This is a genomic window from Virgibacillus salinus (assembly GCF_900102415.1).
GTDB classification, from domain to species: Bacteria; Bacillota; Bacilli; order Bacillales; family Amphibacillaceae; genus Lentibacillus; species Lentibacillus subterraneus.
On the sequence record NZ_FNKD01000001.1, the window covers coordinates 849,261 to 873,446 of the forward strand.

At 38.8% G+C, this 24,186-nt stretch carries 25 protein-coding genes and 1 riboswitch; of the genes, 20 read left to right on the forward strand and 5 right to left on the reverse strand.

The window, feature by feature from the left end; all coding sequences use genetic code 11:
* Positions 1-993, reverse strand: coding sequence for a glycosyltransferase family 2 protein (locus BLS02_RS04065; RefSeq protein WP_092491677.1), 993 nt, complete (start codon positions 991-993; stop codon positions 1-3).
* Between the two features lie 216 nt (positions 994-1,209).
* On the opposite strand from BLS02_RS04065, the gene BLS02_RS04070 reads away from it, so the two are divergent.
* Positions 1,210-1,551 (forward strand): ASCH domain-containing protein, encoded by a 342-nt coding sequence (locus BLS02_RS04070; protein WP_092491678.1) that lies wholly within the window; start codon positions 1,210-1,212, stop codon positions 1,549-1,551.
* A 63-nt stretch (positions 1,552-1,614) separates the two neighbouring features.
* On the opposite strand, the gene BLS02_RS04075 is transcribed toward BLS02_RS04070, so the two are convergent.
* Together BLS02_RS04075 and htpX are read right to left on the reverse strand one after the other, a co-directional pair.
* The gene (locus tag BLS02_RS04075) at positions 1,615-2,034 is read right to left on the reverse strand and encodes a hypothetical protein (RefSeq protein ID WP_092491679.1); all 420 of its coding nucleotides are present in this window, start codon (positions 2,032-2,034) and stop codon (positions 1,615-1,617) included.
* 264 nt (positions 2,035-2,298) lie between these two features.
* Positions 2,299-3,213 (reverse strand): protease HtpX, encoded by a 915-nt coding sequence (gene htpX / locus BLS02_RS04080; RefSeq protein ID WP_092491680.1) that lies wholly within the window; start codon positions 3,211-3,213, stop codon positions 2,299-2,301.
* Between the two features lie 219 nt (positions 3,214-3,432).
* Positions 3,433-3,543, forward strand: a riboswitch (SAM riboswitch).
* Positions 3,544-3,717: 174 nt separating this feature from the next.
* Between htpX and BLS02_RS04085 the strand changes: the two genes are divergently transcribed.
* The 19 genes from BLS02_RS04085 (at position 3,718) to BLS02_RS04175 (ending at position 21,487) form a co-directional block, all read left to right on the forward strand.
* Complete coding sequence (locus BLS02_RS04085) at positions 3,718-4,731, forward strand: methionine ABC transporter ATP-binding protein (RefSeq protein ID WP_092491681.1); 1,014 nt, start codon at positions 3,718-3,720, stop codon at positions 4,729-4,731.
* On the forward strand, positions 4,721-5,386 hold the full coding sequence (locus tag BLS02_RS04090) for a methionine ABC transporter permease (protein ID WP_092491682.1): 666 nt from the start codon (positions 4,721-4,723) through the stop codon (positions 5,384-5,386). Before BLS02_RS04085 ends, BLS02_RS04090 begins: the two co-directional genes overlap by 11 nt.
* Before the next feature lie 17 nt (positions 5,387-5,403).
* Positions 5,404-6,225 (forward strand): MetQ/NlpA family ABC transporter substrate-binding protein, encoded by an 822-nt coding sequence (locus BLS02_RS04095; RefSeq protein ID WP_092491683.1) that lies wholly within the window; start codon positions 5,404-5,406, stop codon positions 6,223-6,225.
* Between the two features lie 142 nt (positions 6,226-6,367).
* Positions 6,368-7,102 (forward strand): SDR family oxidoreductase, encoded by a 735-nt coding sequence (locus BLS02_RS04100; protein WP_092492226.1) that lies wholly within the window; start codon positions 6,368-6,370, stop codon positions 7,100-7,102.
* Between the two features lie 116 nt (positions 7,103-7,218).
* The gene (locus BLS02_RS04105) at positions 7,219-8,232 is read left to right on the forward strand and encodes an NADP-dependent oxidoreductase (RefSeq protein WP_092491684.1); all 1,014 of its coding nucleotides are present in this window, start codon (positions 7,219-7,221) and stop codon (positions 8,230-8,232) included.
* A gap of 168 nt (positions 8,233-8,400) precedes the next feature.
* Entirely contained in the window at positions 8,401-9,111 is a 711-nt protein-coding gene (locus tag BLS02_RS04110; RefSeq protein WP_254788715.1) for an FAD-dependent oxidoreductase, read from the forward strand.
* 213 nt (positions 9,112-9,324) lie between these two features.
* Positions 9,325-10,197: an NAD(P)-dependent oxidoreductase gene (locus tag BLS02_RS04115; RefSeq protein ID WP_092491685.1), complete on the forward strand. Its 873-nt coding sequence runs from the start codon at positions 9,325-9,327 to the stop codon at positions 10,195-10,197.
* A gap of 49 nt (positions 10,198-10,246) precedes the next feature.
* Positions 10,247-10,930, forward strand: a complete 684-nt coding sequence (locus BLS02_RS04120; protein ID WP_092491686.1) for a copper homeostasis protein CutC — start codon at positions 10,247-10,249, stop codon at positions 10,928-10,930.
* Positions 10,931-11,412: 482 nt separating this feature from the next.
* Entirely contained in the window at positions 11,413-12,309 is an 897-nt protein-coding gene (gene gnd / locus BLS02_RS04125) for a phosphogluconate dehydrogenase (NAD(+)-dependent, decarboxylating) (protein WP_092491687.1), read from the forward strand.
* 25 nt (positions 12,310-12,334) lie between these two features.
* Complete coding sequence (locus tag BLS02_RS04130) at positions 12,335-13,423, forward strand: TRAP transporter substrate-binding protein (protein ID WP_092491688.1); 1,089 nt, start codon at positions 12,335-12,337, stop codon at positions 13,421-13,423.
* 257 nt (positions 13,424-13,680) lie between these two features.
* On the forward strand, positions 13,681-14,217 hold the full coding sequence (locus tag BLS02_RS04135) for a TRAP transporter small permease (RefSeq protein WP_092491689.1): 537 nt from the start codon (positions 13,681-13,683) through the stop codon (positions 14,215-14,217).
* A gap of 18 nt (positions 14,218-14,235) precedes the next feature.
* On the forward strand, positions 14,236-15,516 hold the full coding sequence (locus BLS02_RS04140; RefSeq protein ID WP_092491690.1) for a TRAP transporter large permease: 1,281 nt from the start codon (positions 14,236-14,238) through the stop codon (positions 15,514-15,516).
* Position 15,517: 1 nt separating this feature from the next.
* Entirely contained in the window at positions 15,518-16,486 is a 969-nt protein-coding gene (locus BLS02_RS04145; protein WP_092491691.1) for a sugar kinase, read from the forward strand.
* Positions 16,487-16,509: 23 nt separating this feature from the next.
* Complete coding sequence (locus tag BLS02_RS04150) at positions 16,510-17,154, forward strand: bifunctional 4-hydroxy-2-oxoglutarate aldolase/2-dehydro-3-deoxy-phosphogluconate aldolase (protein WP_092491692.1); 645 nt, start codon at positions 16,510-16,512, stop codon at positions 17,152-17,154.
* A 12-nt stretch (positions 17,155-17,166) separates the two neighbouring features.
* Positions 17,167-18,315, forward strand: coding sequence for a galactonate dehydratase (gene dgoD, locus BLS02_RS04155; RefSeq protein WP_092491693.1), 1,149 nt, complete (start codon positions 17,167-17,169; stop codon positions 18,313-18,315).
* Between the two features lie 60 nt (positions 18,316-18,375).
* A complete protein-coding gene (locus BLS02_RS04160; protein ID WP_092491694.1) occupies positions 18,376-19,368 on the forward strand; it encodes a C-terminal binding protein in 993 nt (330 codons plus the stop codon).
* An 18-nt stretch (positions 19,369-19,386) separates the two neighbouring features.
* Positions 19,387-19,644: an HPr family phosphocarrier protein gene (locus BLS02_RS04165; protein WP_092491695.1), complete on the forward strand. Its 258-nt coding sequence runs from the start codon at positions 19,387-19,389 to the stop codon at positions 19,642-19,644.
* 27 nt (positions 19,645-19,671) lie between these two features.
* A complete protein-coding gene (locus BLS02_RS04170; RefSeq protein ID WP_175559432.1) occupies positions 19,672-20,781 on the forward strand; it encodes a molybdopterin-dependent oxidoreductase in 1,110 nt (369 codons plus the stop codon).
* A complete protein-coding gene (locus BLS02_RS04175) occupies positions 20,768-21,487 on the forward strand; it encodes a hypothetical protein (RefSeq protein ID WP_092491697.1) in 720 nt (239 codons plus the stop codon). The genes BLS02_RS04170 and BLS02_RS04175 overlap by 14 nt, the downstream gene beginning before the upstream one ends.
* Before the next feature lie 16 nt (positions 21,488-21,503).
* On the opposite strand, the gene BLS02_RS04180 is transcribed toward BLS02_RS04175, so the two are convergent.
* Positions 21,504-23,006, reverse strand: a complete 1,503-nt coding sequence (locus BLS02_RS04180; protein ID WP_092491698.1) for a gluconokinase — start codon at positions 23,004-23,006, stop codon at positions 21,504-21,506.
* A 134-nt stretch (positions 23,007-23,140) separates the two neighbouring features.
* A complete protein-coding gene (locus BLS02_RS04185) occupies positions 23,141-23,992 on the reverse strand; it encodes a MurR/RpiR family transcriptional regulator (protein ID WP_092492228.1) in 852 nt (283 codons plus the stop codon).
* Between the last annotated feature and the right edge of the window lie 194 nt (positions 23,993-24,186).

A 24,186-nucleotide genomic window follows, 5' to 3' on the forward strand; every position in this document is an offset into this window, starting at 1 on the left:
TTAATGATCCCCACTATTATAAATCTTATAAATTCTAGCCTGATTACGTTCACGATGTTCTCCTTTTAAAATATTTGTTTCCTGTATTAAATAATGGGGGCGTTTTTTTGTTTCATAATAAATCCTTCCAATGTACTCGCCAATCACACCAAGACAGAGTAATTGAACACCTCCCAGAAATAGAACGGCAGAGATAATGGTGAAGTACCCGGGTTCAGTAATACCATTAGTCATAATAAAAAGCAGGTTGACAAAAATATAAATGAGAGACAGGAGTAAAATAAGAGCGCCAGTATAAAAACAAATTCTTAGTGGCCTGTTGTTAAAAGAAATAACCCCGTCAATACCATAATTCAATAACTTGGAGAGTGACCATTTAGGCTTTCCGTTTTGCCGGGCTATATTTTCATAAAAAATTGTTTTTTGATTTAAGCCTATCCAGGAAAACAAGCCTTTTGAAAAACGGTTACCTTCATTTAAAAGCAGAAGTGCTTCGACTGCATTTCTGCTTAATAGCCTGAAGTCTCCAGCACCATCCTTAAGTTCAACATCTACTACTTTGTTAGCAATACAGTAATAGAGAGAGGAAAGGTATGACCGTATTCGACTGTCTCCCTTTCGATTGCGCTGGGCGATGACTTGATGGAATCCTTCCTCATATCCTTGAATGAATGGTTTAATTAAGGAACAGGGGTGCTGTAAATCAGCGTCCATGACAATTACAGCTTCCCCTTTAACATGCTGAAAGCCTGCAAGGAGTGCTACTTCTTTGCCAAAGTTTCTTGTGAAAGCGATATACTTCACATTTGGGTCGATTGATTCCAGCTGTTTGATACGATTTAGCGTGTCATCTGTACTTCCATCATTGATAAAAAGAAGTTCATATTCATAATTGATGCCGGAAAACTCATTAGCAATTGCCTGATAAAGAGGCTCAATGTTACTTGCTTCATTATAAGATGGAATGATAATTGAAATAAGTTGGGAATTCATAGATGCACCTGCTTTTATTGTGTAGCATTTTACAGCTTAGTATGAACAACATTTGAATATTTATTATTTGAGGGGGACGGAGGGGACAGGAACACCGTCCCAGTGGTGTTGGGATGAGGAACCTATTCCTTTGTCTCGCCGTCCTGAAATTAATATTAGCCTTGTAATCTCTCAACGTATATAATTGAATTAGATAAACAAAGGAGAGGTTACGTAATGGCAGAACAGAATAACGCTTTACCACCAAAAACGTGTGCGATTGATAAACTGGTTACAATTGAAGCAGATATAGATAAGGTAATTAACGGCAAAAAAACTGCAACCCGCCGAAATGGACGTTATGCAGATATTGGTGAGGTCATGACACTTAAAGGTCAGAAGTGTATTGTAACGAATGTCTATGAACAAAAACTTGGCGAAATAACAGATAAAGATGCAATGCAGGAAGGCTACCAAAATGCGGACGGATATAAGAACGCCATTTTATCCATACATCCTGGAATGAAATGGGAACCCGAAATGAAAGTTTGGGCTCATGAGTACGAATTAGCTGAGTAGGGGGATGGAGGGGGCATACTCCGTCAGCGGGACGATGAACCTGTCCCCTCCGTCCCGCTAGACTTAATTAATCTTCTTCTTAAAGTTCTCTAGCTTTTCTAGTGTTTCTTTGGACAAATCATGAAGTTGTTTTTTGTTGGGTATTTCTCTATTAGCCATTGCAATTAACGGGTACAGACTCTCCTCGATATGTGTGTAATCTTCTGGGTAATCCATTTCGACTTTCTTTTCGATCCGGTCCCACCTTTTTTCGATTTCTTCCCCGAGTTGATTAATTTCAGTACTATTATTTTCATCAGATTCTGTTAACTCTTTTAATTCTTCTGTAGTGGTAATCACTTCACTGGTACCTCTTAAAATGTCTTCCTTATTACTAAGCTCATGCATTCCGCGTACATCGGAATGCTGTTCCGCGTTGTTAAATCCAACTAACATTAGACTTGTAATTGGAACAATACCAATGAAAAGCAGAAACTTCTTCATAGTGTTATACCTCCTTGTTTTTTCTACTTTTCCCATAATTTGCTGGGTTATTCATTAATTTCTGGATCTAATAACTATATAAATAGGAGCCGGGGATCCACCTGCATTTAGCGTTCGTTGCGAATAGTTTAAACATAATGCGTCTTGAGTTTAATCGCAATGTTAAAATAACTGAAGCCAATTAAAAAGGGGTACAAATCCACGTGTGGTTTGTACCCCTAATTCATAAGCGATTTATTGTTTATCCTAAATACCCGTTAAAAGTTAGCGCTGTTCTAATCGTTTAATTCTCTCATCGATATCCGGGTGAGATGAGAAGAGTGAGATTAGACCGCTTTTTCCATTTATCTTCATTGTCTGAACTGCTGAATCATCGGTACGATCATTCACACTAGCTCGGCCAACGTTATTTTTCAATGAACGCAGCGCATGGGCCATTTTATCCCGACCAGCTAAATCTGCGCCTCCACGGTCAGCATGATATTCTCGGTGTCTTGAGTAAGCACTTACGACGATACTTCCAAGAATTGAGAATAAGATTTGGAAAACAATAATCGCCGCGAAACGGACGACAAATTGCATTTCTTCGCGCACAAATCGTGACGCAATAATTGCTGCAATCCTTGAGAAGAAGACTACAAACGTGTTAACAATTCCCTGTAATAATGTCATGGTTACCATGTCGCCGTTAGATACGTGGGCTACCTCATGGGCAATGACACCTTCAACCGCTTTATCGTCCAAGTTGTTCAATAGACCAGCTGAAACAGCAACAAGCGATCGTTTCTTGGTAGGGCCTGTCGCAAATGCATTGACTTCGCCAGATTGGTAAATTCCAACCTCAGGCATATGAACTAATCCAGCTGCACGAGAAAGTCGATGAACCTTTTCAACTACAGCGCGTTCATGTGCTGATAATTGGCCATTCGGATCCAGCACTTTGACCTTCATCATTTTCTTGGCAATCCAGCGTGATATTGCCAGTGAGAAGAACGATCCTATGAAACCTACCAGCAAGCTGAATACCATTAGTGATGCATAATCAATTCCCAAATAACCACTGCTATTTTCAAACGAACCGCTAATCCCTGTATAAGTTGTAATTAGCGACCAGGCGATTATAATCGTCGTTAAAACTAGAATGTTTGTTATTATAAAAAGTAATATTCGTTTACCCATTCATTTCCCCCATTTTTATAAGACTTGGCATTCACCAAGCTTTAATGTCGAGTGCCTTAGTTGCACTTATGCAGTAATTTTTTTAACTGCTAATATATACGATTCTAGTTTACCATGATTTCACTACAGTAGAGAAGTAAGTTGCATTGTTAAAAATTTGCTGTTGACAAAAATACGGAATAAATATAATATTAGTCGTACTAATTAAAAAAATTAAATATCTTATCCAGAGTGACGGAGGGATCAGGCTCTACGATGTCACAGCAACCTACCTTTAAGGTGTGGTGCTAATTCCTGCAGAATGATGTTTACCATTCTGAGAGATAAGGATTGAATACATAATCAACCCCCTCTTTCATTTTGGAAGAGGGGGTTTTTTAGGCATTCGCCATTAAGGAAGACTTGCATCCCAAAAATTATCAGAGGTTCTAAGAAAGCTAAATAAGCTTTCAAAAGAATTCTTTTAACAAATGCCAAGTTTTCTAATCTAAAGGAGGTTAGGTGATGATAGAACTTCAAGAGATAGAAAAGGTATACCAATCGAAGCATCAAAAGGTTGTGGGTGTAGACGACGTATCTCTAAATGTGAGCAAAGGGGAGGTATATGGAATTGTCGGCTATAGTGGCGCAGGTAAAAGCACGTTGCTTCGATGCATGAACATTTTGGAACGGCCGACTTCAGGAGCAGTCCTCGTTGATGGTGTGAATTTGTTAACCTTACCTCCAAAAGCTTTGCGAACAGCAAGACAATCGATTGGGATGATTTTTCAAGGATTTCATTTAGTTGCTTCTAAAACGGTTTTTGAAAATGTTTCGTTCGCGTTAAAGGCTGCTGGAATTGATAAGGTTGCCCGAAAAGATAGGGTGGTAGAATTATTGGAACTGGTTGGTTTATCTGACAAGATTAATCATTATCCATCACAGTTAAGCGGTGGTCAGAAGCAACGTGTCAGTATAGCCAGGGCGCTTGCGAATAATCCTAAAGTATTGCTTTGTGACGAGGCAACATCGTCGCTCGATCCAAGTACCACCAAATCTATTTTAGCTTTATTGAAAAAAATTAATAAAGAGCTTGGTATCACAATTGTTGTCATTACCCATGAGATGGAGGTTGTCAAGGAAATTTGTCAACGGTGTGCTGTGATGCAGGATGGGCGAATTATTGAAGAAGGACCTGTTTATGATATCTTCTCTGATCCAAAGGAGGAGTTAACGAAGAACTTTATTGAAACAGTATTGCAATTTTCTTTGCCTGAAAAATTGCTTGAATCATGCAAAGGTACATTGGTTAAGCTTCAATTTCGCGGAAAGCTTGCTGAGGAAGCAATCGTATCCGATATGATGCAGGGCTTTCGAGTTAGTGCGAATATTTTACATGGGAAAGTTGAATACATACAGGATGCTCCACTTGGTATTTTTATTATGGAGTTAAATGGTGATAAGGATGAAATTGAAAAAGCTATCGCTTATTTAGAGGATAGGGTGAAACAGGTGGAGGTGATTCAAAATGGAATTTAGTCGCTTGATTGAAATCTTACCGGAACTGAATACTGCTTTCTTTCAAACACTTTATATGGTTGGAGTAGCATTATTGGTTGCTATTGTAATCGGTCTTCCACTTGGAATAATTTTATATGTAACGGACAAAGGGTTCTTTTTGGAAAATAAACTTGTGAAAAGCGTTGCAGGGGTGATTACCAATCTTGTTCGGTCAATTCCGTTTATCATTCTGCTTGTTTTCCTATTACCGTTAACGAACAGTCTTTTAGGTACGACAATTGGTCCTACTGCAGCAGCAGTACCCTTGTCAGTTGCAGCTATTCCTTTTTTTGCAAGAATAGTAGAATCAGCAGCCAGGGAAATTGATAAAGGGGTTATAGAAGCGGCCATTTCTGTCGGTGCGTCACCATGGATGATTATTAAGGATATTATTTTACCTGAGATAAAGCCAGGGATCATAAGTGGACTGACGATAACAACGATTAGTTTAATCGGATTTTCAGCGATGGCAGGTACGATTGGCGGTGGAGGTATCGGTGATTTAGCAATTCGATATGGCTATTACCGCTACGATGATTTGGTCATGTATACGACTGTTATAGTCCTGATTGTAATGGTACAAGTGATTCAGTACACAGGTGATTTTATAGCAAAAACAGTTAATAAACGATAATGAGGAGGAAATTTAAAATGAAAAAAGGATTAGGATTACTAGTAATGTTATTGGCAGCATTGGTACTTGCAGCTTGTGGGTCGGGCGAGGCATCTGGTGATGATGGAGATGATAAGACAATCGAATTTGGGGCGACGACTGGACCTTACAGTGACATGGTGACAAAGGCATTGGAGCCATTACTTGAAGAAAAAGGATATACCGTTAAAAATACAGAATTCAGTGACTATATTCAACCGAATAAAGCGTTAGACAATGGAGATTTGGATGCGAATCTATTCCAGCATAAAATATACTATGAAGCATTTGAAAAGGAACATAATATGGAGTTGTCTGAGGTAAAAATAGTACCTACAGCTCCTATGGGTGTTTATTCAAATAAGTTTGATACGCTGAAAGATATTAAAGATGGAAGCACAATCACAATCGCAAATGACCCAACTAATTTAGCTAGAACGTTGCTTATGTTGCAAGATGCTGGCCTGATAACGATAAAGGATGGTATTGACCCATTACGTGCAACAATAGAGGATGTTGTTGAAAATCCAAATAATCTGAAGTTCCAACAAATAGAGGCAGGACAGCTACCAAGAACCGTAGAAAGTGAGGATTTAGCTGCAGTACCCGGGAATTATGCCTTAGCAGCAGATTTGGATCTGCTGGAGGCATTAGTACTTGAAGAAATGCCTGATGATTATCGAAACCGGGTGGTTGTTAATACGAAAGATATTGACACAAAATGGGCTAAGGATATTAAAGAGGTAATTGAATCAGCAGAGTTTGAAAAGATTATTGATGAGCAGTTTAAAGGATTTGGCAAGCCTACGTGGATGAAATAAAGTCTATTATCGAATATCGAGTATCACGTAATCGTGGTACTCGATATTTTTTTTGGCAGTTATACATTGCTTCGTTTAAAAATGGTTATGCAGGGGAAAATACTGTATTAGACTAATTAATGGAGTGATATATGTGGGTAATATGACAGGGAAAACAATTGTTATTACTGGTGCAAGCAGCGGTATTGGTGAAGCAACAGCCGAAAAGTTTGCTAATGAAGGAGCCAATGTTGTCCTTGCTGCACGCAGAGAAGAACGATTAGAAGAAATTAAAAATAAAATCAGCTCTGAAAATGGCAGCATTGCTATAAAGAAAACAGATGTTACATCGAGAGAACAAATGCAGGAACTTGCTGATTTTGCTATAAAGGAATACGGTCAAATAGATGTTCTTTTCAATAATGCAGGGTTAATGCCTTTATCCTTCATGAAAAATCTGAAGATAGATGAGTGGGACAGAATGGTTGATGTCAACATCAAGGGAGTGCTTTATGGTGTAGCAGCAGTACTTCCGCATATGCTAGAGAAAAACGCTGGCCATATTTTAACGACATCTTCCGTTGCTGGGCATGAGGTATTTCCAAGCAGTGCGGTGTACTCAGGGACGAAGTTTGCAGTTCGTATTATGATGGAGGGACTAGCAAAAGAAGTGGCACAAAGCAACATCCGTACAACATCCATTTCTCCAGGTGCAGTTCAGACGGAGCTTACAAATACGATCACAGATGAAGAAGTTCTTTCTAACTTTAAAAAAAGTGCCGGGTCAATGACGCCACTGAATAGTGAGGACATTGCTGAGGCTGTATTCTATGCTGTAAATCAGCCGGAAAATGTAGATGTTAATGAAGTGGTTGTTCGCCCTAACAATCAGGGATAAGGAATAAATTTGATTAAGCTGTCAGCCTTTTAATAAGATGACAGCTTACTTATTGGTATATAGAGTTGCATTGGTGTTATATTTGGATAGTAACTAAGGTTTTAAAAAAAGAAAGGATGACTCGTTTGCAACAACAAATTAAACTTATAAAAAGACCATCAGGAACGCCTACAAAAGAGGACTTTGAATTTGCCGAAGTACCAATTGGAGAGCCGGCTGAAGGTGAAGTGCTTATTCGTACTAACTATATATCGGTGGACCCTTATTTAAGAGGAAGAATGAATAATGTGAAGTCTTATGTCCCGCCATTTGAATTGGACTCCGTAATTACAAGCGCTGTGATAGGACAGGTTATTGAATCGAAGTCCGCACATTTTGAAAAAAATGATGTTGTAACGGGCGCGTTAGGATGGCAGGAGTATACGGTTGTAGACCAATCCGGGATACGGAAAATTGACACGAAACTTGCCCCAGCATCTGCTTATTTAAGTGTGTTAGGAATGACAGGCCTAACAGCTTATTTCGGACTGCTTGATATAGCCGAGCCAAAGGAAGGTGAAACAGTCGTTGTATCAGGAGCAGCCGGTGCTGTCGGTTCTGTTGTAGGCCAGATTGCCAAAATTAAAGGAGCATATGTCGTTGGTATTGCCGGTTCGAATGAAAAAATAGAATACCTTAAAAATGAGCTAGGATTTGATGCTGCGATTAACTATAAAACGGTGGACATTAAAACGGCATTGGCAAATGCGTGTCCTAACGGAATTGACGTTTATTATGAAAATGTTGGCGGGGAAATTGGTGATGCCGTTCTTCCACTATTGAATAAATTTGCGCGTATCCCTGTTTGTGGAGCGATTTCTTCCTATAATAACCAGGAGGCCGATATTGGTTTACGTGTCCAAGGCTACCTGATTAAATCAAGCGCGTTAATGAAAGGTTTCACTGTTGGTGATTATGCTTCCCGTTTTAAAGAAGGATCTGAAGCATTAGCTGGATGGCTGCAGGCAGGAAAAATACAATACGAAGAAACAATTACAGAAGGATTCGACCAGACAATTGATGCATTTCTGGATTTATTCCAGGGAGCAAATCTGGGGAAAGCAGTTGTAAAAGTATCTGATATAGAATAAGTCGAAGGATGCGTTTCCGTAATGGAGCGCATCCTTTTCAGTTTCTGTTCGACATATAATGACAAATACCGGGGAGTGACAGGCACGACGACGCTTTTGATTGAAATTTGGCTATATTGGGTAAAGCTAAATAGATTGTTTGATTGAGATGGAAGGGAGCTGAATAAAGTGTCTAATACAATTAAATTAATTAAAAAAGAAGTTATTGCGAATGACACTATGCTGTTTCACTGGGAAAATCCTGATGGACTTGAATTTAAGGCAGGACAATTTGGTGAGTTTAATTTAATTGAACCGAGTGAGTCAGATGAAAAAGGGAATTCAAGAGACTTTTCCTTTGTATATGCGCCGGCTGAAAATAAATTAGCTACTGCGACAAGAATACGTGATTCTGCTTATAAGCAGGTATTAAAGGATTTACCAGATGGTGAGGAGGTTGAATTTAATGGACCATATGGCGATTTTTCCCTTCATAAAACGGAATCAACACCTGCCGTATTTATAATAGGAGGTATTGGCATCACTCCAGTACGGAGCATGATTGCCCAAGCAACCATTGACAAAACTTCACATGACATGACGTTATTGTATTCGAATAAAACACCTGACGATGCACCATTTCTGAATGACTTTGAAGCATTTGCAGAGAAAAATGGTAAATTTACATTTGTTCCTGTAATGACAAGAGCCGACTCAAATTGGAATGGGGAAAGTGGTCATATTGATGCTGATATGCTTAAAAAGTATATTTCAGATGTAAATGTGCCAATATATTATCTGTCTGGTCCACCTGGTATGGTATGGGATATGCGGGAAATGCTAATTGAAGCAGGGGTAAATGATGATAATATCATTACTGAAGAATTTCCGGGATATTAAACGAGTAGTAAAAAGCTAGTTCTGTCCTTATTGGTCAGAGCTTTTTATTTGAGCAGCTAGCTGAAAAGTTTCTTTGTAATTTGTTCGCAATTAACATAAATACTTTCTTACTGGAATAAGTGTAACAAGAGCTTTCGTCATTGAGCGTGGCGATAAGCCGAATTTTCTAATATAATGGAAACAGTTAACATAAAGGGAGAGGTGTGAGAAGTTATGCCTTCAAAGCAGTCAGTTATTGGGGTTATTGGAACAGGCGTAATGGGCAAAAGTATGACGTTAAATCTGCAAAAAGCAGGTTATTCCATAAATATCTATACCCGGACAAAAGAAAAAGCTCAGGAGTTATTGGATAACGGTGCAGTTTGGAAAGATTCCGTCGCTGATTTAGCGCAGACATCTGACGTTATTATAACCATGGTCGGTTATCCATCAGATGTGGAAAGTGTTTATTTTGGGGAAGAAGGAATTATCGAAAATGCAAGGTCTGGTACATATGTAGTTGATATGACTACATCCAAACCAGCGCTTGCCATTTACATCAACCAAAAAGCAGAGGAAAAAAATATTCATGTATTAGATGCGCCAGTATCCGGTGGTGATGTTGGTGCCCAAAACGGAACACTTGCCATAATGGCTGGCGGTGAACAGCATGTATTTAATGAAATTTCCCCAATCTTTGATGTACTTGGAGAAAATATTATTTTACAGGGGAAAGCTGGTGCAGGTCAGCATACGAAATTAGTAAATCAAATCGCAATTGCATCGAATATGATTGGAGTTTGTGAGGCAATAGCCTATGCCAAAAAGTCAGGGCTCGATCCTTCCCGAGTTCTGGATAGTATTACAACCGGTGCAGCAGGCAGTTTTTCGTTATCAAAGCTAGCCCCACGGATGCTTGCAGGTGATTTTGAACCAGGATTTTATGTGAAGCATTTTATCAAAGATATGACCATTGCACTTGAGTCGGCACAAGAAATGGGACTCTCTACACCAGGGCTTTCACTTTCACTGGAACTATACAAAGAACTAGCCGAAAAAGGAGAAAACGACAGCGGAACACAAGCATTGATAAAACTATTTCAATAGTGAGATGCATGTCACTTCCCAGACAATACATATGAAGGCTGGTGATCTGATGAAAGTAGAAGTAATTGTCCAAAATGGGCAGGAAGCAATTCAAGCTGAGAAGCTGGGAGCAGATAGACTTGAACTTGTCTCAGCTATGCAGGAGGGTGGCTTGACTCCAAGTTATGGAACAATCAAGCAAGTGCTGGAAAGTGTAGCCACCCCTGTGCAGGTTATGGTCCGCCCGCATAGCTATCATTTCTGCTATACAGATGAGGATTTCGAAATTATTCGTGACGATATCGATGTCATTCAAAAACTTGGCAGCAATCGCATTGTATTTGGGGCATTAAATCAGGATTATACAATTAATACGACTATGCTGGAGGAACTTATCCGGCTTTATCCTAATCTGGATATCACTTTTCACCGTGCATTTGACGAATTACCATCACAGCAACTTGCATATGAAACCTTGACAAAATACCGACAGAATGTGAAGCGGATATTAACGTCAGGTGGCAAAGCAAATGCTGAAGCAGGGAAACAACAGCTTCAAGAGCTTGCAGAAAAGGGTTATGGACCTGTCATCATACCGGGGTCAGGACTTACACCTGCAAATATCAAAGAAATCCACGAGGCTGTTGGTGCCACTCAGTATCATTTCGGAAAATCAGTGCGAGTTGGCAATTCATTTGGAAATGGCTTTGATCCGGATGTGATGAAGGAGGTTCAGGAGAAGTTAAAGGGTTAAACGCTAAAAGTATCAAATAGAAAAAGCGTCTGTCATCATAATAGAGACGCTGATTATCACAAATATAATAATGTGAAATGACCATCATTTTGTACTGATGGTCATTTTTATTGGTATTAGCTTTTTTGGTTTAATGGGATAGTGAAATATTAGTCTAATTAAATAGAGGAATACCTAAAATTATTTTCGCGGGCATCAGTTACATTATTTGATAAAATTCCCCCTATTTTATGTTGATATATGTAAAATAATAGCACTCTGTCCGCTGACTAATATTTAAACAAACTTTGTAATCTATTTCTTTTCTGGTAGTTTTCGTGTTCAAATAGTCCAGAACGCGCGACATCAACAACGCATAAAGCAAATACTTTCCTAGATAAAATTTTTTTCATATTTTATCTAAAAAGTATTGAATAAAATTTCTTTTCATATATAATGAATTTAAGAAATATTTTTTCATTATTTTGAAAGGGGTTACATGGATGAAACTTTCACTACTTGGTCTAGGCAAGATGGGTTACAACCTAGCACTTAACTTAATTGACCAAGGTCATGAAGTTATCACATACGACATCAATCACGAACAGGTGAAAGAAATTTCATCTGAAGGTGCCATCCCGGCATATTCAACTGAGGAAGTAATACAACAGTTAGAAAGCCCTCGAATAATATGGGCGATGGTCCCAGCTGGCGAAGCTACAGAAGCGTTGGTAAGTGATTTACAGGATAAACTTGACCCGGGTGACATTATTATTGATGGGGGGAATTCAAACTATAAAGATTCTATTCGTCGAGGGAATCAATTAAAGGAGAAAGGAATTCATTTCTATGATGTAGGTACTAGTGGTGGAATAAATGGAGCTAGAAATGGTATTTGTGCAATGATTGGCGGAGAACAAGAGGTATTTAAAGAAATAGAGCCAATTTTCGAAAGTGTTACTGTAGAAAATGGATATTTATATACTGGTCCATTGGGGAGTGGTCATTTCCTAAAAATGGTACATAATGGCATTGAGTACGGAATGATGCAATCTATCGCGGAAGGCTTCGATATCCTCAGTAAAAGTCCATTTGATTATGATTATGAAAGCGTATCTAAAGTTTGGAATCATGGTTCTATTATCAGTTCGTGGCTAATGGAATTGACTGAAGGTGCATTTGCAAAAGATGCTAATCTTGATGGTATCAAAGGGGTTATGAATTCTTCAGGTGAAGGAAAATGGGCTGTTGAGTCAGCACTTGATATGCAGGTTGCAGCACCAGTCATTGCCTTATCACTAATGATGCGATATCGATCGCTTGAGGAAGATACCTTTACAGGTAAGGTTGTTGCTGCTTTACGAAATGAATTTGGTGGACATGACGTTATTAAAAATTAATCAAAAAATAGGGGGATTTATAAAAATGAAGAAGATTTTAATGTTTGCAGTTGTAGCTCTAATGGTTATTTTTCTTGGTGCATGTAGCGGTGATGGTGATGAATCATCGTCTGACAATTCTAGTGACAACAACGCAGAAGCAACAGATGGTACTGAAGAAACAGAAGAAGCTGACTCTTCAGGAGAAACAAAGACAATTCGTGCAGGAATCGGACTGAATGAGGATCATCCACAGTATAAAGGACTATTAAAGTTTAAGGAAATTGTGGAAGAAAAAACCGATGGAGCAATCGTGGTTGAAACTTATGCAAGTGGCCAACTTGGTGATGACCGTACAATGACGGAAGCACTTCAGTTAGGATCTCAAGAAGTAACAATTCCATCAACGGCTCCTCTTGCTAACTTTGTACCTGAATATAGTATTTTTGACTTTCCATTCCTATTCCCAGATGAAGAAACAGCTGATGCAGTATTGGATGGAGAAGTTGGGCAAAAATTCTTGGATATGCTTGAAGATCAGAATTTAGTAGGTTTAGCTTATTGGGAAAATGGTTTCCGTGATTTAACGAACAGTAAGCGTGAAGTAGCAACTGCTGAAGACTTTGAAGGATTAAAAATTCGTACCATGGAAAATGACTTGCATTTAGATGCATTTCGCGCATTAGGTGCTAACCCAACTCCAATGGCATTTACAGAGTTATTCACTGCGATGCAGCAAGGTACAGTTGATGGTCAGGAGAATCCGGTTGCAACAATCTACTTGGAAAAATTCTATGAAGTTCAAGATTATGTATCTAGCACACACCATGTTTACAGTCCATTTGTGTTCCTTATGAGCAAAGAATTTTATGATGGATTAACAGATGAACAACAAACTATTGTAAGAGACGCTGCTCTAGAAGCTGGAAAATATGAACGTAAACTAAATCGTGAAGCAAATGAAAAGTATGTAGAAGACCTACAAAATGAAGGAATGACTTATACTGAAATCACTCCAGAAGCTCGCCAGGAAATGGTAGATATTATTCAGCCTGTCTTGGATGAGTATACAGAAAAGATTGGTGAAGATCTGGTACAGGAAGTCTATGATGCGATTGATGAGGCATCGAAGTAAGTAATAAGGAGTCTAATAGTTATTGTAATTAATTGACCTGCTCCTACGACAATTCCCTTAACAATATAAGGTGTGGTATTTTTATATCTTATGTTTATTTGGGGCAGGTATTGTGGATGTGCATTACATTTAAAAAGACTTTGGGGAGTTAATCTTCAGAGTCTTTTTTCACTATAATATACACGGAATAAAGGCTTTAGGATTTCAACTCAAAATCATGATTATCATGATTTGAATGATGAAGAGGTGATTACCACATGAAAATTATAAAATGGATTGATGAATATATTGAAGAAGTCTTACTTGTCATATTATCAGTTGTAATGGTTGTAGTTATCTTTCTGCAAGTTGTCATGCGAACCTTCGATAATTCGCTATCCTGGTCGGAAGAACTAGCACGGTTTAGTTTTATATGGCTTGTTTATATAGGGATAAGTTTAGGTGTGAAAAAGCAAAGACATATAAAGATTGATATTATGCTGCATTTGCTGAAAGAAAAAGGAAGAGTTATTCTCACTATTTTTGCTAATTTACTATTTTTGGCTTTTGCGATATTCACAATCATTTATGGTTACTCCATTGGAGAAAAGCTCTTAGCATTTGGACAACAATCACCGGCATTACATATACCGATGGGTTTAGTATATATGGCAACTCCGGTTGGCATGGGTTTAACAGCAATTCGTCTGATACAGAATCTCGTACAGAATTTTACTGCTTTATTTGGATCAAGAAAGGTTTCAGATGTAGTTACACTTGAGTATGAAAGAGCGCAGAAGGATCCTATTGAATAGGTTAGGAGGTTACACAAAATGGTATCGGGTGTTTTATTTGGCAGTTTTGCAGTACTTTTAATTTTAACTGTACCCATTGGGATTTCATTAGGTATAGCAACATTAATCACTATTTTCTACTCTGGTACCCTACCGATTGAATTTCTAATGAAGGAATTAGTAACTTCAATCGATTCCTTTCCATTAATGGCTGTTCCATTTTTTATTTTAGCTGGGGAAATCATGGGTAAAGGTGGAATATCGGAGCGTTTATTTAATGTTGCAAACGCATTAGTTGGTAATAAAACAGGTGGATTTGCGATTGCTACAATAATTACGTGTATGTTTTTCGCGGCAATTTCCGGGTCTGGTCCTGCCACAGTGGCTGCAATCGGAAGTATTATGATACCTGCAATGGTAAGAAATGGCTATGATAAGAAGTTTTCCACGGCTGTTGTTGCAGCAGCTGGTTCTTTAGGGGTCATTATTCCACCAAGTATTCCGATGGTTATTTATGGTGTTGTTGGGAGTACATCGATTGGTGACTTATTCATTGGGGGTATTATACCTGGTTTGTTAGTCGCCATGGGATTGATGGTTTATGCATACTTCTACTCTAAGAAAATGGGCTTTAAAGGAATGGACGAACCAACTTCACTAAAAAAGATTTGGGTAGCAACTTGGGAAGCAAAATGGGCACTTTTAATTCCGGTTATTATTTTGGGAGGAATTTATGGTGGATACTTCACTCCTACAGAAGCTGCAGTTATTGCGGTCGTTTATGGGTTAATTGCTGGTATGGCAATTTATCGTGAACTGTCATTTCGTATGCTTCCAAAGGTATTAACAGATGCAGCTCTAATGACTGCAACAATCTTAATTATTGTGGGGACAGCAACTGCGTTTGGGCGATTTCTCACCATTGAACAAATACCTTTAAAGGTAGCAAATGCAATGATGGCAGTTTCTGAAAGTCCAATTATTATTATGATGTTAATTACACTATTGTTATTAGTTGTCGGCTGTTTTATGGATACATTGGCAGCTATTATCATTTTGACGCCTATATTACTGCCAATTGCAGTTCAAATTGGTTATGATCCAATGCACTTTGGAATCATTATGGTCGTTAACCTTGCAATAGGATTTATCACGCCACCACTAGGTGTTAACCTATTCGTTGCTTCGGGCATCTCCGGTTTGCCTATTGAAACAATTGCAAAGGCAATTATGCCATTTTTCTTTGCCATGCTGGTTACACTTATCATAATAATTGTTTTTCCACAGTTATCATTATTCTTGCCGAGTCTTGGAGGTTAATATGGAAAAATCTTTGGATGTCGTCACATTTGGCGAAACCATGGTCCTGTTTGAACCAGTTCAGATGTTTCCACTGGAATATGTTGGTCAATTTCATAAACATATAGGTGGAGCAGAATCAAATGTAAGTATTGGGCTTACGCGGCTTGGTCATAAAGTCGGGTGGTTTAGCAAGCTTGGGAATGATCCCTTTGGACGCTACATTCTTCAATTTATTCGCGGAGAAGGAATTGATACGTCAGCTTGTCTTCAAACGGATGAGGCTCCAACAGGTCTTCTTTTTAAGGAAAAAAAGTCACATGAGAATTTAAATGTGTTTTACTACCGGAAACATTCGGCAGCAAGCTTAATGACGCCACAGGATTTGGATAAGTCATATATAGCGAATGCAAAATTTCTTCATGTAACAGGTATTACGCCAGCTTTAAGTGAAACGTGTGAGCAGACGGTCTTTCAAGTAATGGACATTGCCAAAAAAAATAACACGACGATTGTTTTTGATCCAAATCTTAGACTAAAACTTTGGAAGGCGGAAAAGGCGCGAGCGGTTCTACTGAAAATGGCTGAGCAAGCAGATGTCATCCTTCCTGGACTTGATGAAGGAACGTTTTTAACAGGGGAAACAGGACCAGAAGCAATCGCTGCTGCCCTTAACAAGGATGGAAAGAAAACAATTGTTGTTAAGCTTGGTAGTGAAGGTGCTTACTATCAAAAAGGTGAAGCGAGCGGATTTGTCAGGGGCTACCCTGTCGCTCAAGTGATTGACCCGGTTGGCGCTGGAGATGGATTTGCTGCAGGGATTATCAGTGGTATGCTGCGAAATGATTCTTTACCTGATACATTGGCTCGGGCAAATGCAATCGGAGCTATTACTGTTGGAATGCATGGTGACGTTGAAGGACTGCCGAGGGAAGATGAACTAGAACAATTTTTAGATAATGGTTCAAATAATAGTGATGTAAATCGATAACTAAAGTTCCAGGGGGATGTGCAATGGATAAATGGGAACAGCTGCAATTTTTGAAAAAGTCTGGTCTTGTTGCAGTACTCCGTAAACTTGATAAAGATAAAATTTACGAGATTAGTAATGCTTTAATCAAAGGCGGAACAGGGGCAATAGAAATAACAGTTGATTCTGATGGATCATTTGAGATGATAAATCAACTGAAAATTGAGCATGGAAATAACGTATTGATTGGTGCTGGGACAGTCATAGATACAGAAACAGCAAAAACGGCTATACAGGCGGGTGCTGATTTCATTTTCTCACCTATTTTTGATGCAGAAACTATTCAGCTGACTAATAAATACGGGAAAATCTCTATCCCTGGTGCCATGACCCCTACTGAAATAGTGAAGGCATATCAGGCTGGTGCAGACTTAATCAAGGTTTTCCCAGCCAATGCTCTTTCCGAAAATTATATCAAAGATTTACAAGGTCCATTAGGCCACATTTCAATGATGCCAACTGGCGGTGTATCACTTGATAATGTTGAGCACCTTATTCGTACGGGTTCGGTAGCTGTCGGTGTTGGAAGCTCTCTGACGGATGCAGAGGCAATCGCAGACGGAAACTTTGAAAAACTTACGGAAATCGCAGAACAGTTCGTGATGCGGATTAAACGAGCAAGATTGTAAAGGAGTCTAACAATGAAAATAACAAAATTAGAAACCTTTGTAGTCCCCCCAAGATGGTTGTTTCTTAAAATTGAGACCGATCAAGGGATTTTTGGCTGGGGTGAACCAGTGGTCGAAGGAAGAGCGGCAACAGTCAAAGCTGCCGTTGAAGAATTAGGAGATTATTTGCTGGGAAAAGACCCACTTCTAATTGAAGATCATTGGCAAGTAATGTATCGGTCTGGTTTTTACCGAGGTGGTCCTATTCTAATGAGTGCGATTGCAGGTATTGATCAGGCGCTATGGGATATTAAAGGGAAATATTATAATGCATCTGTTTCAGAACTAATGGGCGGGGCATGTCGTGACACGATAAAAGTTTATTCATGGATTGGCGGTGACCGTCCAACTGAGGTTGGGAAGTCGGCCAAAGAAGCTGTCGATAAAGGGTTTACCGCTGTTAAAATGAATGGAACCGAGGAATTACAATATGTTGATTCATACGACAAAGTTGATGCAGCAGTTGAACGAATAGCAGCTGTTCGTGAAGCAGTAGGGGGCAACATTGGAATCGGCATTGACTTTCATGGGAGAGTTCATAAGCCTATGGCGAAAGTATTGGTGAAAGAACTCGAGCAATATCGCCCAATGTTTATTGAAGAACCAGTATTGCCGGAAAATAATGAAATACTTAGAGATATCGCTGGTTTAACCAATATACCAATAGCAACAGGTGAAAGAATGTTTTCGCGCTGGGATTTTAAAGATCTATTTACGGGTGGCTATGTGGATATTATCCAGCCCGACTTGTCTCATGCAGGCGGCATTACGGAGTGTAAAAAAATCTTTTCAATGGCTGAAGCTTATGATGTAGCTGTAGCTCCACACTGTCCACTTGGACCGATTGCTTTAGCTTCTTGTTTACAGGTAGATGCTACATCGCATAATGCATTCATTCAAGAGCAAAGTTTAGGCATTCACTACAACAAAGGTAATGATTTATTGGATTACTTGTCTGATCCATCCGTGCTGGACTATAAAGATGGCTATGTAGCAATGTTAAAAGGACCGGGGCTCGGAATCACCATTAACGAGGAATATGTACGTGAACAAGCAAAGATAGGGCATAACTGGAAAAATCCGGTATGGCGTCATAAAGATAATTCAGTGGCTGAATGGTAGAGAAGCAAAAGCTTGAGGTATATATTTTCTATATTTTTGCAAACGTAAGGAGGCAAGGATATGAGTGAGTTTAAGGTAGTAGTAACAGATTTTAATTATGATACGATAGCTCCAGAAATTGAAATATTGGAACGTATTGGAGCTGAAGTTGTTTCTGCCCAATGTACGACAGAGGAAGAAGTCATTCATGCAGCTAAAGATGCTGATGGAATCATTTGTCAGTATGCACCAATTTCCAGAAAAGTGATCGATCAACTCACAAATTGTAAAGTAGTATCAAGGTATGGAATAGGCTATGATGTCATTGATGTTAATGCTGCTACTGAGAAGGGCATTATGGTTTGCAATGTGACGGACTATTGCATTGAGGAAGTATCGGACCATGCATTTGCTCTTTTAATGGCTTCGGTACGGAAAATAGTCGAGCAGGATAAGGCTGTCAGAAGAGGAGTTTGGGATTACAAGGTCACTGCCCCAATTTATCGGTTAAGTAATCAGGTTTTAGGGTTAGTAGGCTTTGGCAATATCCCACAGCTGTTAGCGAAAAAAGCACAAGCCTTTGGATTGAAGGTGGTCGCTCACGATCCTTTTATTCCTGTTCATGCAGCGGAACAATTAGACGTTGAGCTGGTGGATCTGTCAACACTGTGCGAGCTATCTGATTTTGTCTCCGTTCATGCTCCGCTGAACAAACAGACAAAAGGGATGGTCGGAAAAGAACAATTTAAACAGATGAAAGAACAAGCATTTCTTATTAATACCTCAAGAGGACCTGTTGTTGATGAGCAAGCGTTAGTTGATGCTCTAAGAGAAAATGTGATTTCCGGGGCTTCCTTGGATGTACTTGAAACGGAACCTATAGACCTTAATAATCCGTTGCTTGAGATGAAGAATGTTACTCTAACCGCGCATATAGCGTGGAATTCAAAGGAGGCTGAATTAGAGCTTAAAAGTAAAGTAGCTCAAAATGTAGCAGACGTATTAACAGGTTATTATCCAACATATTTAGTTAATAAAAAAATTAAAGGGAAAGTTCTGCTTAGGGATAAATAGAGAAAGGAGGAGGAGGTAATGAACGAAATTACGCAAGAAGTGGTGGTTAATATTACGGAAGAGGAGACAATTATTGACCTAAGTCAAATGACACAAAAATATCACTCGGAAATTTACCTAAAGAAAATAGTCGGAGGATCTGTTCTAGAGATCAGTCTGAAAAGTTTTTTAGGATTAATCACGCTGCAATTACAAAATGGTGATCATCTTACAATTAGAGTTGTAGGGGAAGATTGCAAAGAAGCTCTTGATGAAGTTGTTCGATTCCTTTCGTGACTTGAATAAAAGTTAGGGGATATGAAAATGAATCGGAAACAATTAGCTTGGATTCATCATATACACGCAACAGTTCTTATTCTGCTTTTACTTACTGGCATTAGCTTATATGTTTCTTTTTTCAGGACACTGTTTAATGAGTGGAAAATACCACTCGTGGCGATTCATATAGTTATCGCCATTTTTTATATTGGAATTATGCTGATCTCTATTTATCAGGCATTTTTGTATGGTAAAAAACGTGCCCCAATTAAAAAGTTCAACATATGGTTATTTGTCCTTCTTTTTTCACTATGGCTAAGTTCTGGTATTCTGATGTATTTTCAGCATCTCGTCCCAGTATGGGTGCGGAACAACAGTGTAATCATTCATGATTGGTCGACCTGGATTGTCATTCCTTGGATCTTAATTCACGGTTATGGGCATCTATTTAATGTAAGGATTCCGTGGCCGAATTGGTGGAGAGGGCGTAAACAAGTCCCTGATTGGATATCCGAAAACAAATTAGGGAGACGTGATATTACGAAGTCGCTTCTGTTATTCCTCGTTTTTCTATTTTTAGGAGGCTGGATTCGCTGGATTTCCCCTATACTGTCTATCCCAGAGAACGAAGAGAAAAGAAGGGGCTATTTTCGAATCTATAATGTAACCAACGATTATCCACGGTATGAGGAAGAAGACTGGAAGGTCGCCATCGAAGATCTTAATCAGGTAAGGGAAGAATTAACGATGAAAGATATGCGAAAATTACCATGGTATTCAATCGTCGATGATTTTCATTGTGTTACAGGCTGGAGTGTCAGGGGCGTAGAATTGCGTGGCATTTATTTGAAGAATCTGCTAGAACCGTATTATGCGAATCATCCTAATGATATCTATGTAACGGTTTATTCAGGAGATGAATTATACTATGACTCCTTTACTATTTCCCAACTGCTTGATGAAGAAGCCATGCTTATATTTGAGCTTGATGGCTTGCCATTGAAAAGATCACAGGGATTCCCTTGTCGACTTTACCATCCAAATATGTACGGATATAAATCAGTGAAGTGGGTTACCAGAATCCAATTGACTGCAGGCCGAGAACAAGGCTACTGGCAAACGAATGGGGACTATGACTTAGATGGCTATTTATAAACCTGTTAAAAAATGGCTTTTGCCACTTCTGTCTATTGTTATCGGATTGTCGATTGGTTACGCGTTGTTCCTAAGCAAGGAAGACTATCAATATAGTCAATGGGTTACATTGCTAGAAGATAATGAAACACGTATGTACCAGATTGAATCAGCCTACAAGTGGGACAATAAAGTATATTCTGAAAGCCAGGGAGTCTGGTCAGAAGAAAACTCTTATTATCAGATTACCACACCAATATCTGATGGTGATGAATTTTCATTTGATGCTTATGTATTTGAGGAGCAATTTTACTTAAAGAGCAGTGGCCATTGGTTTGTTGGAACTTTCCCCCACAGTTTCACAGAAGAACTGGCACCACTTGATAATCCATTTAAATGGACAGTTGATTTATTAAAACATGCAGAGCAAATCACTAAAGATAAAAATGGGGACCATATCACATATAAAGCCATTTTCAAAGCGTTTCCATCAATCGACTTTCGGGGTACACTACTTAGTAAGCAAGACGATACTTATTTAGAGATGAATTTTAAGAGAGGAGAACCATTTTCTCTTGAATGGGTAGTTAATCCAGTACACCCTGATTCATTAGGTCCACTTGTCTCTTATCCCGAAACGCTAACTTATCACCTCTTTTTTGATACCAACAAGGATGCTGTTCCCGCTCTTCCAGAAGAGGCGGAGAAGGCGGAAGAAATTGACTAACTAATCTGTGAAACTACTATGGCCTCTGCAGGTTATCTAACCTGGTATAGGTTGTATTAATTTGTCCATAAACGTCTTTGAATATCTCATATAAACGTTTATATAATAGATGATTGTTTAAATTAGGTTCTATCGTATCCTTCATTGGGACGACCTTTTTAATATCAGCAAGGGTAGAAACTTCATTAAGACTGAATAAAGCTAACCAAGCAGCGCCCCAAGCTGAACTTTGATGACTCTCAGGTAAATGTACGGTTTTTCCGAAAGTGTCGGCAAGAATACTGACCCAAATATCGGAATGACTGAAGCCGCCATTAGCAAAAAGATTTACATGTTCATTGCCTAGTCTGTTCAGCGCTTGTCCAATTTGGTACACATTAAGAATGACGCCTTCCATAGCTGCTCTAATTAAATCACCTTTTTGGTGTGTAGAGGTCAAGCCGATAAATGTTCCTTTGGCTTGTGAGTCCCAGATGGGGGCTCTTTCCCCTGTGATGTATGGAAGGAATAATAAATTGTTAGCTCCGGGCGGCGAGGATGCTGCCAGTTGACTCATGTCTTCCATAGAAAGTTCGTCACCTTCCGAGCTAAATAAAGACTGGAGCCAAGCTAAAACAATCCCCCCGTTATTCGAGGCACCCCCAGTTATCCATGATTTCGAATCGAATCGATAGGTGAATATTTCTTCTTTTTTATCTAACAGCGGTTTGGCTGTAAACTGTCTTATGGCACAGCTTGTTCCAATTGTGATTGCGGTATCACCGGGTTTTAACGCTCCTACACCTAAATTGGCTAAAGGGCCGTCAGAAGCTCCAATTGTAAATGGAACCTGTTGGTCGATGCCTATTTCTTTGGCAATACTAGATTTCAAACCTTTTAGAAGATAAGTAGGTGGAACAGGTGAGAAGAGATTGTCTCTTGTTATGCCAGCTTCGGTAAGTGCTTCTTCATTCCAATCCATTTTCTCCACATCAAATAAACCAGTTGAAGCTGCTACTGAATAATCAACCACTTCTTCATTAAACCATCGCTTCACAAGAAATTCTTTAATGGAAAAATATTTGTTTGCGTCTTTGTAAGGCTGCCAAGCCAGCTCTTTCATCCAGACTAATTTTGCTAGAGGGGTCATCGGATGAAGAGGAGTACCTGTTTTAAAGAATAAAGCTGAATTTGATTGTTTAAGGTGATCTGCCTGATTCTGACTTCGTGAATCAGCCCAAATAATCGAATTTGAGAGGGGCTCTCCATCGTCTGTGGCACATATCAGTGAGTGCATAGCTGAAGAGATTCCAATTCCCTTTAGTAGTTTTTTGGGAGTATTGGATTCTAGTATTACTGTTTTTAAAACGTGGATAGCTGCTATTTCAATTTCAAGTGGATCTTGTTCAGCCCAATTCAAAGCGGGGTAAAGGATTGGATATTTCTTTTCGTGCTCAGCTATGATTCTCCCACTATAATCAAACATTAAAGCTTTGACGCTCGTAGTACCTATATCAAGCCCTATAATATAAGAGGACATGCTTGATTCTCCTTTTCGTATGTAAAAGTTGATATAATGTTGGCAGTTATTTATGTTGATTAGTTTGTTGCCGCGTCAAGTCCCTACATCCAGCGCCCATTGCCTTCCAGTAGGGCGCCTTTACCTTTGTATCCTTATAATCGTTTGCTTGAAATTGCATCACGCATTTTGGATAAGGACTCTTTTGTTTGCTCCTTTTTTTGCAGGCAGTAATTGACATATAAGGCGTCGATAATACTTAGCTCGGCAATTCGTGAGGCAAGTGCCTCTGATCGGTACTCAGTTTCTTGTGCTGCAGTGAACAGACTAATATCAACTACTTTGCTTAGTGGTGATTTGGCAAAGTTTGTAATTCCTATTGTCTTGGCATTTCTCTTTTTTGCAACTTCAATTACGTCGAGCAAGTCTTTATTAGAACCAGAGTGTGAAATAAATATGGCAACAGATTGTTCATTTAATTGAGATGCAGACATGAGCTGTAAATGACTGTCTGTATAGGCCTGGCTAATCAGGCCAGTTTTTATAAACTTATGCTGTGCATCTAAGCCGACAATCCCAGAACCGCCATTTCCGTAAAAACTTAGATTATTGGATCGTGTTAGAAAGTCAACTGCCTGCTGGATAGAATCCTGTGATTGTAAATCTCTTGTATATTCGATTGCTTTTATATTTGACTGGAATACTTTTTTGGTAACTTCCAGCTCTGAATCATTTTCATTTATTGACTCGTGAATATCTTTGATGGGATTGACTATTTCAGAAGCTAATACAATTTTAAGTGATTGGTAACCTTTGAAGCCTAATCGCTTACAAAAGCGAAAAACAGTAGCATCTGCTATCATCAAATCATCGGCAACCTGATTAATTGTTGCATGAATAATTTTTTCTGGCTTATCAAGAATGTAGTCGGCAACCAGTTTTTCTTTTTCACTAAAAGAACTATAAGCTGAACGGATTCTATTTAAGACGTTTGTGGCTGGAGTAATTGTATTCACTAATAACCCACTTCCTTAATTTGTGTTTATGCGTTTAATTATAATCTTATATGAAAATAAGTTTAAAATAAAGAGAAAAGATGAAAATTTTTTTCTTTCAATTATCATCTAACTCGATTATCATTAGATTTATACAAACAGATAGCTTGCATTTAGGAAATGTTATGATATGTAGGTTCCATAAA